Annotated in this window: 13 protein-coding genes; 8 read left to right on the top strand and 5 right to left on the bottom strand. The window is 61.6% G+C overall.

Annotation, left to right across the window (positions count from 1 at the left end; all coding sequences use genetic code 11):
- Positions 1-386 precede the first annotated feature (386 nt).
- Both hmgA and ACMGFL_RS03385 read left to right on the top strand, forming a co-directional pair.
- Positions 387-1,598, top strand: coding sequence for a hydroxymethylglutaryl-CoA reductase (NADPH) (gene hmgA, locus ACMGFL_RS03390; RefSeq protein ID WP_436934128.1), 1,212 nt, complete (start codon positions 387-389; stop codon positions 1,596-1,598).
- A 572-nt stretch (positions 1,599-2,170) separates the two neighbouring features.
- The gene (locus tag ACMGFL_RS03385) at positions 2,171-4,726 is read left to right on the top strand and encodes a PAS domain S-box protein (RefSeq protein WP_436934127.1); all 2,556 of its coding nucleotides are present in this window, start codon (positions 2,171-2,173) and stop codon (positions 4,724-4,726) included.
- Positions 4,727-4,905: 179 nt separating this feature from the next.
- Here the strand turns inward: ACMGFL_RS03385 and ACMGFL_RS03380 are convergent, their stop codons facing one another.
- Positions 4,906-5,427 carry a DUF5817 domain-containing protein gene (locus tag ACMGFL_RS03380; protein WP_436934126.1) on the bottom strand — a complete coding sequence of 174 codons (522 nt, stop codon included), beginning with the start codon at positions 5,425-5,427 and terminating at the stop codon, positions 4,906-4,908.
- Between the two features lie 99 nt (positions 5,428-5,526).
- Here ACMGFL_RS03380 and ACMGFL_RS03375 point away from each other — a divergent pair, with 99 nt between their 5' ends.
- Together ACMGFL_RS03375 and ACMGFL_RS03370 are read left to right on the top strand one after the other, a co-directional pair.
- Positions 5,527-5,865 (top strand): cupin domain-containing protein, encoded by a 339-nt coding sequence (locus tag ACMGFL_RS03375; protein ID WP_436934125.1) that lies wholly within the window; start codon positions 5,527-5,529, stop codon positions 5,863-5,865.
- Positions 5,866-5,958: 93 nt separating this feature from the next.
- Entirely contained in the window at positions 5,959-7,722 is a 1,764-nt protein-coding gene (locus tag ACMGFL_RS03370; protein ID WP_436934124.1) for a beta-alanine-activating enzyme beta-propeller domain-containing protein, read from the top strand.
- Here the strand turns inward: ACMGFL_RS03370 and ACMGFL_RS03365 are convergent.
- Entirely contained in the window at positions 7,715-10,108 is a 2,394-nt protein-coding gene (locus ACMGFL_RS03365) for a CPBP family glutamic-type intramembrane protease (protein ID WP_436934123.1), read from the bottom strand. The genes ACMGFL_RS03370 and ACMGFL_RS03365 overlap by 8 nt on opposite strands.
- Positions 10,101-10,880, bottom strand: a complete 780-nt coding sequence (locus ACMGFL_RS03360) for an ABC transporter ATP-binding protein (RefSeq protein ID WP_436934122.1) — start codon at positions 10,878-10,880, stop codon at positions 10,101-10,103. Before ACMGFL_RS03360 ends, ACMGFL_RS03365 begins: the two co-directional genes overlap by 8 nt.
- Before the next feature lie 148 nt (positions 10,881-11,028).
- Here ACMGFL_RS03360 and ACMGFL_RS03355 point away from each other — a divergent pair, with 148 nt between their 5' ends.
- Both ACMGFL_RS03355 and ACMGFL_RS03350 read left to right on the top strand, forming a co-directional pair.
- Complete coding sequence (locus ACMGFL_RS03355; protein WP_436934121.1) at positions 11,029-11,934, top strand: ABC transporter substrate-binding protein; 906 nt, start codon at positions 11,029-11,031, stop codon at positions 11,932-11,934.
- 75 nt (positions 11,935-12,009) lie between these two features.
- On the top strand, positions 12,010-12,237 hold the full coding sequence (locus ACMGFL_RS03350; RefSeq protein WP_436934120.1) for a DUF6199 family natural product biosynthesis protein: 228 nt from the start codon (positions 12,010-12,012) through the stop codon (positions 12,235-12,237).
- 75 nt (positions 12,238-12,312) lie between these two features.
- Here the strand turns inward: ACMGFL_RS03350 and icd are convergent, their stop codons facing one another.
- Positions 12,313-13,590, bottom strand: a complete 1,278-nt coding sequence (icd, locus tag ACMGFL_RS03345; RefSeq protein ID WP_436934119.1) for an NADP-dependent isocitrate dehydrogenase — start codon at positions 13,588-13,590, stop codon at positions 12,313-12,315.
- A 109-nt stretch (positions 13,591-13,699) separates the two neighbouring features.
- Between icd and ACMGFL_RS03340 the strand changes: the two genes are divergently transcribed.
- Complete coding sequence (locus ACMGFL_RS03340) at positions 13,700-14,245, top strand: CDP-2,3-bis-(O-geranylgeranyl)-sn-glycerol synthase (RefSeq protein ID WP_436934118.1); 546 nt, start codon at positions 13,700-13,702, stop codon at positions 14,243-14,245.
- Between the two features lie 48 nt (positions 14,246-14,293).
- Here ACMGFL_RS03340 and ACMGFL_RS03335 read toward each other — a convergent pair whose 3' ends face one another.
- Entirely contained in the window at positions 14,294-14,842 is a 549-nt protein-coding gene (locus ACMGFL_RS03335; protein WP_436934117.1) for an HIT family protein, read from the bottom strand.
- A gap of 243 nt (positions 14,843-15,085) precedes the next feature.
- On the opposite strand from ACMGFL_RS03335, the gene ACMGFL_RS03330 reads away from it, so the two are divergent.
- On the top strand, positions 15,086-15,283 hold the full coding sequence (locus ACMGFL_RS03330; protein ID WP_436934116.1) for a DUF7835 family putative zinc beta-ribbon protein: 198 nt from the start codon (positions 15,086-15,088) through the stop codon (positions 15,281-15,283).
- Positions 15,284-15,311: the final 28 nt, after the last annotated feature.

The following is a 15,311-nucleotide window of genomic DNA, read 5'->3' as shown; positions in this document are numbered from 1 at the left end:
TACCGCTAAATTGGAAGAAAGTTGTAGTATTGTGTACTGTAGACTGACCGATTGCATCCCAGTGCCGCACGCTGACTATCCATTACTCACCCTTGCGACGATTGATGAACCACAGTGTGAGAACACCCGAAGAGAACGCAACGATCCACGTAATCGCAGTGGACGTTACCACTTGAATGCCGGAAAATCCGTCAGTATCCCAAGAAATGACGACGGGCATCGTAGCGATCACGGCCATCGTTCCGAGTGCTGTTTGGTCGACGTGTTCGATATATTCATCAGTCATGTGCAATCCTACCGGTTCGACACACATGTAGATTTTTCAATTATTCTGCGGGCCCGTCTCGTTCGGAGCGCTTACGGGAGATGCCGCCGTTGTGCCGGGTATGACTGACCCAGCGGCACTCGCAGAGCGCGTCAGGGCGGGCGAGTTACGGCTGTACGAACTCGAATCACACGCTGACTCCGAGACTGCCGCGGCCGCACGCAGAGCGCTTCTTGAAGCAGAGACCGACGTCAACCTGGAGGCCGTCGGGGCGTACGACTTCGCGGCCGACGACGCCGAGGCGAACATCGAGAACATGGTCGGCGGGGCACAGATTCCGATGGGCGTGGCCGGACCCGTCCCCGTCGACGGCGGCGCGGCAGACGGCGAGTACTACCTCCCGATGGCTACCACGGAGGGTGCACTCGTCGCGAGCGTCAACCGCGGTCTCTCAGCGATTCGTGCCGCTGGCGGTGCGACCGCTCGTGTCACCGACTCCGGAATGACACGCGCCCCCGTGTTCCGCGTCGCGGGCGTCGCTGAGGCCGCAGCAGTCACCGAGTGGGTCGAGGGTCACACTGACAAATTACGCGAGGCCGCGGAGTCGACGACCAGTCACGGGGAGTTGCTCGCGGTCGATCCCTACGTCGTCGGTGACAGCGTCTTCCTCCGCTTTGTCTACGACACCAAGGACGCGATGGGGATGAACATGGCCACCATCGCCACCCGCGAGGCGAGTGAACTGGTAGAGCGAGAAACCCCGGCAGAACTGGTCGCACTCTCGGGCAACCTCTGTTCGGACAAAAAGCCTGCGGCGATCAACGCAATCGAGGGGCGGGGCCGAACCGTCAGCGCAGACGTGGTGATCGACCGCGATACCGTCGAGGACCGCTTCGACACCACCCCCGAGGCGATGGTCGAGGGCAACACCCGAAAGAATCTGGTCGGGAGTGCGAAAGCCGTAAGTCTCGGTTTCAACGCCCACGCAGCGAACACCGTCGCCGCAGTCTTTCTCGCAACTGGGCAAGACGCCGCGCAGGTCGTCGAGGGCGCAAACGCAATCACGACCATGGAGACCCGCGACGGCGACCTCTACGCGAGTATCTCCTTCAGTTCGCTCGAAGTCGGCACCGTCGGCGGCGGAACGACGCTCCCGACACAGTCTGAAGCCCTCGACATGCTCGGCGTCGGCGGCGGCGGCGACCCGCCCGGCGACAACGCCGACGCGCTCGCCGAAGTGATCGCCGTCGGCGCGCTGGCTGGCGAACTCTCGCTCATCGGGGCCTTCTGCTCGCGCCATCTCGCGAGCGCACACGAGGAACTCGGACGGTAGGAACTGCTATCGCCGATTGCCTGTTACGGGGGCGTTATTGAACGATTCAACAAGTGGTTTTCATCGTGGAACTGGCTGAATACGCTGGTTGCGAAAGTACCTTTTTCGCGGTCGGGTTTCCTTGCTCGCTTCGCTCGCTGTGGGAACCTCTCCCGGGAAAATCTACGCTAAAAAGGCTGAACGCTCGGCTTTGCCTCACGTTCAGTGAATCGCGCTCACTCCGTTCGCGCGAATGCTTGACCGTCACTACCTCATTTATACTGGGCGCACTTCAGCAGTCATAGAGCTGCGACAGCCGAAGATTGACGACCGCTTGGCTACCTAAATGTCCCAACTATCCGAGCATCACCCAGAGCATGCATGCTTTCTTCAACTCCAGTTTGAGCGTTGCCAGCAACAGCACGCTCAGAACACAGGCGAAGATCCGTGCCCGGACGTGTTGTTCGGTACGGACATAGTGAAATCCGTTATCGGCAGCATCGGCCGTTGATGCGGTCTATATCGCGGTCCTACCTAAACGTGCAGAGCCGAGTACCTAACAATTAAGCACTAATCGAACAGCTAGCAGGGTAATGGCGGAACTTTCGACGATCCAGATCTTCTATACGGTTCTCCTTGCGACGACGTTTCTCACCCAAGGGCTGATCGCTGCCTGGGTCTACCGGTACCAGTGGGACCAAAGCGGGGCAAAGTGGTTCCTCATCATGGTGGGTACGGGCATGGTGTGGGTCCTGCCCTACACCTTCTTTTTCGTCGTGACGAACCCGACGTACCAGTACATCGCTCACGGGCTCGGATTCTTCGGTGCGCTGTCAACGGTCTGTGCGTTCGTCGTGTTCGCCTCGAAGTACACCGAGGCGGGATTCCACCACAATCGGCTGATCCAGACACACCTCGTTGCGATTATCGGCGGGTACCTGCTTCTGGCACCGACGAACAACATGCACCATCTTCTTTTCGCCGACTTCCGGGCCGTCTCGGATCCGTTTTCGTACATCGCGGTCCAGCGCGGCGTCGTCTTCTGGGGGATGTTGCTCAGCCTCCAGATACCGGGGTTGTACGCCTACTACCGCCTGGTGACGAAGCTCAGATCCAGCCAGCGACACGGCGGGCGGCAGCTAATCATGTTTATCGTCGGTGCGTTATCGATCAACACACTAGATTACGTCGATCATCTCACGACTCTGTTGCCGATGGAAGGCTTCCCCGATGCGCTCCTCGGTATGTTCGTCTTCTACGTGTTTGTGGCGGTGGCCCTGTTCAGGTTCAATCTCCTCGACGTGAAACCCGTCGCCAGGAAAACAGTCGTCGAAAACCTCCACGATCCGGTGCTCGTCATCGAGGAACAAAACCGGTTGGTCGATTTCAACGAAGCCGCGACGGCGGTCTGGCCAGCACTCCCCGATCGTCTTCTGGATCCCTTCGAGACAGCCTGTCCAGAGGTCGAAGCGACAATCGATCCACCCCTCGAAGATACATTCACCACGGAATTGACGATCGAACGCGACGGGGTAGAACATCACTATTCGATGACTGTCTCGGCAGTGACCGCCGACGGCGCAGAGACTGGCTGGTACTCGATCGTACTCCGGGAGATCACCGACCGCAGGGAACGCGAGCAGGAACTGGAAGAACTGACGACGCGGCTCCAGCTCGCGCTGGACGAGACCAACACCGGGGTCTGGGAGTGGGACCTCGATACTGACGACGTGATCTGGGACAAAACCAGTGAGCAACTGTTTGGCTACGACCCGGGCGAGTTTCCCGGTAGCTTCGCGGGCTTTGCCAACCGTGTTCCCGACGAGGACATGGAGTACATTCACGAGCAGGTCAACCACACTATCAAGACCGGCGAGCAGTTCCGGGCTGAGTTCCGAGTGCAGTTACCCGCGGAGGACCAGCGATGGATCCAGGCTCGTGGCATTATTGAGTACGACGGTAATGGCGAGGCAGAGCGGTTACTCGGTATTCAGACCGATATCACTCAACGCAAAGAACGCGAGGAGGAACTGCGAAAGCGTGAGCAGGCAATCGAGCGGGCACGCGAACAACTCCGACAGATCATCGACCTCGTTCCAGATCCACTCTTCGTGAAAAATCTGGACGACGAAGTACTACTCTCGAACGAGGCAAATGCCGAGTTACATGGAATGACTCCGGAAGAAATCGAGGGAAAACGCGAGTTCGATATCGAATCGGAGGTCGAGAATATCGAAAACTTCGACAAGTATCGACGGCGGGAAATAGAGGTTATAGAAACGGGCGAACCGATGACCGTCGAAGAGGAACTGCGGGATCCCGACGGCGAAACAAATGTTTTTAAAATGACTAGAATTCCGTTCAAGACGACGGGCACAGACGAGGACGCAGTACTTTGCTACGCACGAGACGTGACCGATCTCAAAGAATACGAGCAAGAACTCGAAGAAACGAAACGAACGCTAGAAAAGTCAAACGAGAAACTTGACCAGTTCGCTGGCGTGGTCAGCCACGACTTACGAAATCCGATTAATGCTGCCCAGTTGCGACTGGATCTCCTCCGTCGTGAGAACACAGACGAGCACATCAACGAGATCGAAGGGAGTCTCAGCCGGATGCAGTCAATGGTCGAGGATCTCTTGATGTTGTCGCGTGCTGGTGCCGTTGTTGAAGGCACCCAGCAGGTATCACTGGCCGCCGTTGCGACCGAAAGCTGGGAGACGGCCCAGACCGACGACGCTGATTTCAAGGCACTGATCGACGAGTCGACGACAGTCCGAGCAGACCGAGACCGTCTCCAGCACGTCTTCGAAAATCTCTTTCGGAATGCAGTCGATCACAACGACTCCCCGCTGACAGTCCGTGTGGGGCTACTGGACGCCTCCAAGAAAGCGACCGACGAGGGCAAGCGAGGCGGCTTTTTTGTCGAAGACGACGGCGACGGTATTCCCGAAGACGAGTACGACGATATCTTCAGTCACGGGTACACGACCAACGACGACGGCACCGGCTTTGGGCTCTCAATCGTCGAAGACGTTGTCAAGGCTCACAACTGGACCATCAACATCACCGAGAGTAAGGAGGGTGGTGCACGCTTCGAGATTACCGGTGTCGAAATCAGCGACCACCCGACTGATTCGTGGTACTAATTCCTGTCGAACTGATTCTGGCTCGTGCCAGTTGCGTGCTTCATGGATTCTCTGTATCTTGCACAGCACGTCTGATACATTCCTGATAGACAGTAAACCTCACCGGTCACTTCCTCTCCTGTACTGAGCGATTCAGAAGGCCAAAGAATTAGGTGAAAACTATACGATGACATCACATCTCACAGCAGCCGATACGTGCCACGACTCTCGGTGACCTCTCCCGCTCGAACCAGCGTTTCGAGCGCTCGCTCGGTGTACTCCGGCGGGACACCACGCTCGCTCGCGTACTCGACGATGCCTGCCTCGTCGGGGTCGTCAAGTTCGGAGAGTGCCTCGCGAACGATCTCGTCGCGACTCTGACTCGACCCCGCTGAGTCGGTCCGGTCGGCCGCGGCCGCGACTTCCTCGGTGTCGATCCCGGAGCCGTCGAGATACGTCTCGTCGTCGATACCCACCTCGTCGAGCTGTTCCTCCAGTTCGGCAAACGAGTCCAGTCGGGCGAAGGCGTCGTCCTGTCCCTGTCTGCTCGCGAGCATCGACGCGCGCACTTCGCGAGCGTGGTCCTCGTCGTCGGTGGTGACGAACTGCTTGCGCTTCTCGAAGGGGCGGGTCGTCCCACAGCGAGGACACTGGCTTGTCTCAGCGCGTCCCTCGACGATCCACAGCGCCTGACACTCCCCGCAACCGACGACCGCGTACATACCCGATCCTTCGCGGCGGCGCATATGAATCCCCGGCCGAGAGACATCCAAAACCACCCCACCGGGAGCTTTACCAATCTAGTCGCCGTGGCTGTGTGTATGCAGACGATGGCACCAGCGGATGGCGAAACCGTCGAAGTCGTCGAGGGCGTCCATCTCACTCAACTTGCTGCAGGCGATCGGATGAACGTCCAGCACTTTCACATCGAACCCGGCGCGAAAGTTCCGGAACACAGCCACGAACACGAGCAGACCGGTTTTGTCGCTCGGGGAACGTTGACTTTCCTGTGTGAGGGGAACGAGCAGGTCATTCAGTCGGGCGAATCGTACGTCCTCGAATCAGAGGAACCACACGCGGCAGAAAATCGGACCGACGAACCGGTCGACGGGGTGGACGTGTTCAGCCCACCGCGAACTGATCCCGACTGGGCAGAGTGACGCTGCGAGTCGGTGATCCGCGTTCTCTCGGCTGTGTGACACCGGCGTTCGAACGTGACGCTGTTTTATACGCGGACACGCAAGAGGGAGGTAATGCGTTCGCATCTCACCCGTCGTGAGCTACTGGCTGCTGGCGGCGCGGCGGCACTCGCCGCCGTCCCCGGAAGTGCCCTCGGGACGGCAACCGCGAGTTCGTGGCCCACGTTCGCTGGCGATGCCGCAAACACCGGTCGCAGCCCCGACATCGTGGGGCCGAGTGCGGCTGATGTCGGCGTCCGCTGGGATTTCGAGACCGGAGCACGGATCTCCTCGTCGCCAGCGGTCGTCGACGGGACAGCGTACGTCGGGAGCTGGGACCAGCACGTCTACGCGCTCGATACGGAGAGCGGCGAGCGGTTGTGGCGATACGAGACCGAGGGGCGAGTGACATCTTCCCCGGCAGTCGTCGACGGAACAGTCTACATCGGAAGCGAAGACGGTCGGCTGTACGCGCTCGACGCGGCGGAGGGCGACCTTCGATGGCGGTTTGGTACAGGCGACTCGATCACCGGCTCCCCGACGGTTCTCGATGGGGTGGTCTATATCGGCAGTCAGGACGGGACACTGTATGCGGTCGATGCGGCGGATGGCGAAGAGACAGCGTGGACGTTCGACGCCGGTGCAGAAATTGCATCCACGCCAGCGGTCACCGAGGACCGGGTCTACGTCGGCAGCGACGACCAGCACATCTACGCACTCGACCGGTCCGACGGGAGCGAACTGTGGTCGGTCCAGACCGGCGACCTGGTCAGGTCCGAGCCGACGGTCTACGAAGGTGACGTCTACGTCGGGAGCAACGACAACAATCTCTACGCACTGGACGCCGAAACCGGCGACGAACTGTTCACGTTCGAGACCGGGCGACCCGTCACCGCATCGCCTGCCGTCGGCAGCGGCCGCGTGTACGTCCCGAGCCGTGACGGGAGTCTCTACGCGGTCGGACGCGAGAGTGGCGACGAGGTCTGGTCGTTCGACACCGGACAGGCCATCTCCTCCTCGCCCGCGCTCACCGACGAGATGCTGTTTTTCGGCGGCGAGAACGGGTTCATCTACGGGCTTCACTCAGTCTCGGGCGACCCGGCATTCACCGTCGAGACCGACCGCCGTATCCGGTCTTCGCCCGCCGTGACGGAGGATACGGTGTACATCGGCAGTCTCGACCAGTATCTGTACGCGCTTAGTGACGGGGAAAAGACTCCCGACTCCGGTGGACCGGTAGGGGAACCGACCCCGACGCCGGAGGAGGACGGCTCAGGCCTCGGCTTTCTCCTGTTTCCGTTCGCGGTCGCGGGTGGTGTCGCCACGCTGCTCGGCATACTCTACGGGGCAAAGCGCCTCGGACTGCTCCCCACCTTCGACCCCGACGAAGTCGACGCGCCGGACGTCGACGACATGAAAGTCCCCGTCTGGGACGTCGTGCTCAGGGACGTCATCTCGCGGGCTGAGGACGTGAACCGGACCGCAACGGAGGACCTGATCGTCACGAAGTACGTCGACTCCGCGACGATGGAGGCCCCAATCGTCGCCTACGAGGTGGAGTCGGTCCGCGACGAACCCGCGCGGGTCACGCTCAGCGAACCCGCAGCGGACCTCACGGAGGACGACCTCGGGTTCCTCCCTGGGGACGGGTCCGAGTGGGAACTCCAGGACGGCCGACTCGTCTACGAGGGCATCGTCGCACCGGAGGAAACGCTCCGGACGATGGTCGGTCGACAGGACGTCGACCCCGAAAACGCCGAGGTGCTGCGCTCACAGCCGACCATCACAGTGGAGTCAGTCGAACAAGCGGACGGCGACACCACGGACGAGGCTACGTGACCGAGACATAGAGTCCGAGCACCAGCACTGCGTTGTAGATGCCGTGGATAGCACCGACGACGAGCAGACGCTCCGTTCGGGCGTAGATCCACCCCCACACCAGCGAGATGCAGAAGATCACCGAGAGGGTGACGACGGCGGCTCCGACCCCGGCAGTGAGATACACCGGCAGGTGAACGACCGCGAAGATTGCACTCGCCGTGACGATGGCGGCCGCCGTCGGCAACCGCTCGTCGAGGTACTTCTGGATGCCGTTCCGGAAGAGCAGTTCCTCGACCGGCCCGTTGACAGTCACCATCAGTGCCGCCAGTACGAGCAACAGTTCGGGCTGGATCTCCCCGGCGTCGAACAGCGAGTGGTCGGCCGCGGGCAGTCCCAGACCCGACACCGCCGTGAGGACGACGCCGTACAGCGCAAGCGAGGCGACGACGCCACCGCCGACGAAAGCCAGGTCCTGCAGTGTCGGGCGGTCGATATCGAGATACGACCAGCCACGGTGGGTGACGTACACGAATCCGAGCGCGACCAGCGCGTAGGCGAGATACTCGACGACAAAGAGGACTGGGAGAGTGAGGCTGTTGGTCACGTCGATGCCGAACACGAGCACGACTGCGACCGCGACGAACTGACCGAGGACGAGCGCGAGGACAGCAAGTCCGAACGCGAAGTACACGCGAAAGGGGATGTCCGTCTGCGCCCGCGTTCGGCCGTAGTCGCTGAAGCGAGCGATGGCATACCGACGTGACCCGTCCCCGACCACGACCGCGAAGAGGCCGAACCCGGCGAGTGCGAGCAGGCGCTGTGTGACCGACAGATCGCTTTCGGGGAGTGTGACGAGTAGCGTGAGAACGACCGCGCCAGCGGTCAGCACGAGCGTCACCACGCCGTGGATGATCGCAGCGATGATCGAGGGAGCGAGTGTCTCGACGCTGTCGAACACCTCCACCGTCTCGAACTTCGGCAGCACTGAGCCAATCCCGAGTGCGAGCGCCGCACTCACGAGTACGACGGTACCGGCGAGCACGAATCCAAGCGCGACGGTGGCCGGTCCGACCGTCACCTGAACGACGAGCAGTGCCGCGCCGAGAAGCGCGAACGGGAGACCGACGACCAGCCCTGCGAGGAGTCGCCCGTGGACGAACGTCGTGGCTGGCGTCTCCGCGAGAACGAGCTGTGAGAGCATCGACCCCTCGACACCGAGCGGGTTCAGACAGAACACACCGCCAGCGAACCAGACGCCGAGCAGGAGGAAGGCACCGCCGACCGCTCCGGGCGCGTTGCCGGGCGTCTCCGCGATGATCGGCAGCAATCCGACAGCGACGGGGAACAGATAGTAAAACAGGTAGACGAACTGGTCGGGGCGGCGGTAGCCGTTTCTAAGCTGGAGAAGCGTCGTCCGGAGCGTCCGTACGCGAGCGACCGCACTGGCGAGAACGTCACCGGTCGGCGTCCGACCGATGGTCTCACTCGGGGTTCGGTCGAACGTGACTGGCTGAGTGGAGTCGGAGTGGTGCTCAGTTTCGTCAGCATCGACCGTCGGCACGGCGTACCAGTACCGCGGGGCGAGTCGAACTAGCAACCGGAAGGAAAGCGGGATGGCGGTGAGTACGACGCCCGCGGCAAACAGGGTTTGCCACGTGAGCGGTTCGGCGGCTGGCGACCCGAGGAAAAACAGGTCGGCGTAGTAGCCAAGCGGCGTGAGCGGGTCGCCGGTCGGGAGGGCATCGGTCGGTGACTCAGCACTGAACTGCCCGGCGAAAAACCCGATCGCGAGCGCGACCACGAACACGACAATCGAGATGCCAGCCGTCACGAGTCGGCGAGCGTAATCTGGCAGACCGAGTCGCTCGATGCCGATCCAGAGCAGATACGCGAGTGAGAGACCACAGAGCATCATCAACAAGAGCACGGGGAGCATCGCGCCGACGAGCGCGCCAACGAAGAGGGGCGTCCGCGCACCGGCAGCGTAGCTGATGGCTCCGAGCAGGAGAAACGTGGGCATGACCAGCCACGTCACGAGCAGGTACAGCACCTTCCCGAGAACGATGGCCCGCGTGGGGGCACTCGTCAACAGAAGCGGGCGCACCGAATCACGAGCGATCGACTGTGCCGCACCAAGCCCGCCGAGAACAGCGAACACGAGCAGCCCGGGAATAAGGAGATTGCGCATCGCCGCGACGACCGGCGCGTCGACGCCGTCCCGAGTCGCGACGCCGAGGTTGTACCCGCCCTGTACGACCGAGACGAGCATCGGCAGGAAAAACAGCGCCACCAGCACGATGAGCGCCTTCTCCCGCCGCGTGCTCGCATTTCGCCGGATCAGGTCGTGTAGCTCTGCGCGGGCGATGCGAACGCCGATCCGGATATCTGACCAGACCCTACGCATCGGTCACCGTCTCACGGTCGGTCGTCACTCGCAGGAACGCCTCTTCGAGCGTCCCCGACTCGTCCTCGTGGTGAGCGAGTTGCTCCGGACTGTCCTCGGCGACCAGCCGCCCCTCGTAGAGGACACCCACGGTGTCTGCGAGTTCCTCGACGACCGGAAGGATGTGTGAGGAGAGAAATACCGTCGTCCCGCTCTCGACCTGCTCGCCGATGAGGTCGATCACGGTACGGGAGGCCCGCGGGTCGAGGCCGCTCGTCGGTTCGTCGAGAAAGGCCACGTCGGGGTCGTGCAAGAGCGCCTGCAGCAGGCCAACCTTCCGGCGCATCCCCTGCGAGTAGGTGCCGATCCGGTCGTTCGCGTCGCCGAGCAGGCCGATTCGTTCGAGCAAGTCGTCGATGCGTTCGTCCGTTCGGTCGGCGTCGAGTCCGCGGATGTCCGCGGCGTAGGCGAGTTGCTCGCGGGCGGTGAAGGACTCGTAGACCGGCGATTCGTGGGGGAGATAACCGATGTATGGCTTCACCCGGTCGCGGTCGTCGATTGAAACGCCCATCACCCGCGCTTCGCCCGACGTCTTCGGGGTCAGCGTCGTGAGCATCTCGATGGTCGTGGTCTTGCCCGCCCCATTCGGCCCGAGAAAACCGTACACCGTCCCCTGTGAGATGGCGAGATCCAGCGAATCAACAGCGAGGGTCTCACCGAACCGCTTCGTGAGTCCTGCCGCTTCGATCGCTGGCCCATCGTGGTCAGATCCGTGAGGGCTCGACTGCGACATGGTAGCGATCCAGCCCGCTCGAAGTATAGAAGCACCGATCCGTACCGTGGATAGCGGTTCCGATCGTTGTCGTCTTGTCACACGCTGTCAGTGTGATCTCCCGGTTGTACCACAAGAGTATATTGCGGTCGGGACCGTTCAGTCTCGTATGACTGAAGTCACACTCGGTCTCGAATGGTTCCTGAATCCCGACCACATCCCCTTTGTCGTCGCGGACGAACGCGGCTACTACGAGCAGGAGGGGCTACAACTGGACCTGTGGGAGCCACCGGAGCACTACGACACGCTCGAAATGCTCGCAGATGGGGAACTCGACTTCGCCATCACCGAACCGATCCATCTCGTGCCGGAGCGCTCGGAGGGGATCCCGGTCACGGGCATCGCGAAGTTCCTTCACACGCGGGGCGGCATTCAGTACCCGACCGAGCGAGGGTGGGACACACCGGCAGACCTGGAACCCGGCGTCAGGCTCAACTACCCGGGCGCGCCCGGACCCGGCGGGCGGAAGATGGTCGCACACATGGCCCAGCACGCAGGCGGCGACCTGACGGCCGAGGACATCGAACCGGTCGACCGGGGATTCTATCACACCGACGCGCTGATCGACGGCGACGCAGACGTCGCCTTTCTCGCCTTCTACAACTTCGAAATCGTCGAGAGTCGTCACAGGGGCTTCGACGCCGACCTCTGGGAACTGGCCGACTACGGCGTCCCCGACTTCAATCAACTCATTCTCACCGCCTCCGACGAGAAAATCGACGAACACGCCGATCAGGTACAGCACTTTATCGATGCCACACGTCGCGGCGTCGAAGATACTGTCGAGGACCCCGAGCGCGCTGTCGAACTGTTCTTCGAGCGGTTCCCGGAGGTCCGGGAGGATCATCCGGACCTGCTCGACAAGATAGCCGAGACGACCGTCGAGTTTTTCACACCCGACCTCTCGCAGGATACGGAGATGTATCGTGATCTGGTCGCATTCTGTGAGGAACTCGACCTCTCCGAGAACCCAGTCACTGTCGAGGAGTTCACAGACGAGCGGTTCAGCCAGTAGGAAATTCGAGATTGGACAGCCAGCAGTATGAGCCGCTCGACAGGACTTAATATCGAGCCCGTAAGAAGTACAAATATGTCACAGGCACAGCTCTTTGCCATCGCCGTCGTGGGGGTTCTTTTCGGCCCGCTGCTCGCGATCTGGCCGTACAGAATGGCAAGATGGAGCGAAATCCTCGATGCTATCGGTCGGAAACCGGCGGGGAGAGTCGAACCGGCCGACTGGCAGGTGCTGCTGACTCGCGTATTCGGCATCGGACTCAGCCTCGCTGGCGTCGTCGCGGCCGTGCTGTACGTTCTCTGATCGCGTTGCAGTCGCTGAGTCGCACGGTGCTGAAAAGTGAGATCAGTGGCGCAAAAATCACCCGCTGGAAGCCCCTCAGGAGAGCTTCTCGATGTTGGCGATGATCTCCTCGGTGTATTCGTCGGTGCCGAGCTTCTCTGCGTCTTCGAGTTGGCGTTCCAGGTCGTAGGTGACCTTCCCCGAGGAGATAGTCTCCTCGACGGCCTCGCCCACGAGGTCTGCGGCGTCCTTCCAGCCCATGTAATCGAACATGAGTCGGCCGGAGAGGATCATCGCGGTCGGGTTGGCCATGTTCTGTCCGGCGCGTTTCGGGGCGCTACCGTGGACGGGTTCAGCGAGCACGCGAGCGTCACCGAAGTTCGCGCCGGGCGCGATGCCGAGTCCGCCGATCTGGGCACCGGCGGCGTCCGAGAGATAGTCGCCGTTGAGGTTCGGCATCGCCATGATGTCGAACTCGTCGGTGCGCAGTTGCATCCACTGGAGCATCGCGTCTGCGAGGCGCTCCTCGACCATGACGGCGTCCTCCGGGATGTCGATTTCGTCCTGGGTCTCCCACAGGGAGTCGGGCGCGGCGAAGACTTCGTCGTCGGGGTACTCCTCGTCTGCGACCTCCATCCCCCACTCGGAGAACTGCCCCTCGGTGAACTTCATGATGTTGCCCTTGTGGACCAGCGTAACCTTGTCGCGGTCGTGTTCGAGGGCGTAGTCGATTGCCTTGCGGACCAGACGCTTCGAGCCGAACTCGGTGATCGGCTTGATGCCGATGCCGATTGGGCCGTCGTGCATCGTCTCGTCGAAGCCCATCTCGTCTTCGACGAAGTCACGAACCTGCTCGACTTCCTCGGTCCCCTCCTCCCACTCGATGCCAGCGTAGACGTCCTCGGTGTTCTCCCGGAAGGTGACCATGTCCATCTCCTCGGGCGCTTTCATCGGTGAGGGGACGCCATCGAGGTAGTAGGTCGGTCGGACGTTCGCGTAGAAATCGAGCGTCTGTCGCAGAGCGACGTTCAGCGAGCGGAAGCCAGCGCCGACGGGCGTCGTCAACGGACCCTTGATCGCGACGCGGAACTTGTCGATCGCGTTGACCGTATCGTCCGGCAGGTGGATGTCCTCCCCGTAGCGTTCGTGAGCGCTCTCGCCAGCGTAGACGCGCATCCAGGCGATGTCACGCCCCGTCGCGTTGGCGGCGGCCTCCAGAACCTTCTGTGCGGCCGGGCCGACGTCTTTCCCGATCCCATCCCCGTGAATGATCGGGATGATCGGCGTCTCCGGAATGTCGAGTTCGTCGTTTTCCTCATCGACGACTTCGATCGGCTCTCCCTGCTCGGGAACGTCGACGTTGTCGAATTGCATATACCCCGACTTGGACACCCGGGAGGTAAAGGAATGCCGTTTTCTCTCCGGGGGAGAGAACCGGTGTCATCCCGAAACGGGTAACACGCCGCCGCCCGACGACCCGGACATGGACGTGTACGTCGCTCTCGTGACGGCCATCTGGTCGATGTTGCCCGCCTACGTACCGAACAACGCGGCGGTGCTCGCGGGTGGCGGTCGACCCATCGACGGCGGCAGACGACTCGGTGGCCGCCGACTCCTCGGCGACGGCAAGACCTGGCGCGGGACTGCAGCAGGCTGGCTAGCTGGCATCGCGCTCGCACTCGCGCTCAACCGCCTCGAAACCCAGGCAGCCGACCTGCTCGCGGTCTCGCTTCCAACCTTCCCACCGGCCGTGATTCTCGCGCTCCCGCTCGGCGCGATGGTCGGCGATATCGGGGCCTCGTTTCTGAAACGGCGGACCGGGCGTGCGCGCGGGGCTCCCTTCCCCGGCATCGACCAACTCGACTTCGTCGTCGGCGCACTAGCGCTCGCTGCACTCGCTGACTTCGCGTGGTTCACCGACGTGTTTACACTCCCCGTGCTCGCTGTCGTCCTGCTGGTGACGCCGATTTTGCACATCGCGACGAATGCGATCGCGTACGCGCTTGGATTAAAAGACGAACCGTGGTAACCGACCGATCGACCGACACAGACTATACCGTCAGTCAGACGCGATAGATCACTCGAAGTCAAGAGCGACGGCGCGGTCGTCGCGCTCGGCGTGTGCGCCGTCCTGCGCTGCGAAAGCCTCGTGGAGTCGGTCGTACGTCTCTGTGACGGCCTCGACGATGACGGTCGTATCAGAGATAACGGGCATGAAGTTCGTGTCGCCGCTCCACCGAGGGATGACGTGGGCGTGGAGGTGGTCGCTGATCGACCCTCCCGCCGCGCTCCCGCCGAGATTGTAGCCGACGTTGTAGCCGTCGGGGTCGAGAGCCTCGTCCATCGCCGCGATAGTTCGCTGGACGAGTCGTTCCTTCGCGAGCAGCGACTCAGCATCGAGCGCGCCGTACTCGCCGGTGTGTTCGCGGGGGATGACCATCGCGTGTCCCGGGTTGTACGGGTAGTTGTTCAGCAGGACGTAGGCGTGGTCACTTCTGGCGACGAGGGAGTTCTCGCGGTCTGTCTCCATCGCTGGAAGTTCACAGAAGACACAGCCATCGATGTCCTGATTCCGGTCAGCGCGCTCGACCCACTCGATCCGCCACGGCGCGAATAACTGGTCCATACATCCCGTTTGCAACCCGACAGTAAAATCCCCTGTCGAATCGGGTTCCCAGGGAGTCGAAATGGAGTATATAAATATTTCGGCCGTTTATCAGTATCAATACGAAAAATTGTTCCAGAGCGGCTGATAAACAGTATTGAATTCGCTGCAGCCGTCGGAGCAGAAATTCGGCTGCTGTCGTGCGATAAACGGTTCCAACAGTGGCCCTTTTTTATAGCCACCACTCTCGTTGTGGGAAGCAGAATGGCTACGACCGAGGATAGCGCAGATCTGACCGAGGAATGTGACGAGTGCGGTCAGCAGACACCACACGACGTCTCCGTCGAGATACTCACAGAGAGCCGCAAGCGCGAAAACGCCGAGTTCTCCCGGGAACCCTACCGAGTCAGCGAGTGCCTGGTGTGCAATACGACGACGAAGCTTCGAATGAACAACGCCTGACGTACCCGGCCCACTGCAGACTGTTCTG

Source organism: Halovenus marina (genome assembly GCF_051414115.1).
GTDB lineage: Archaea > Halobacteriota > Halobacteria > Halobacteriales > Haloarculaceae > Halovenus > Halovenus marina.
Note: the sequence above shows the minus strand (reverse complement) of the source record. Positions and strands in the feature narration are given on the sequence as shown.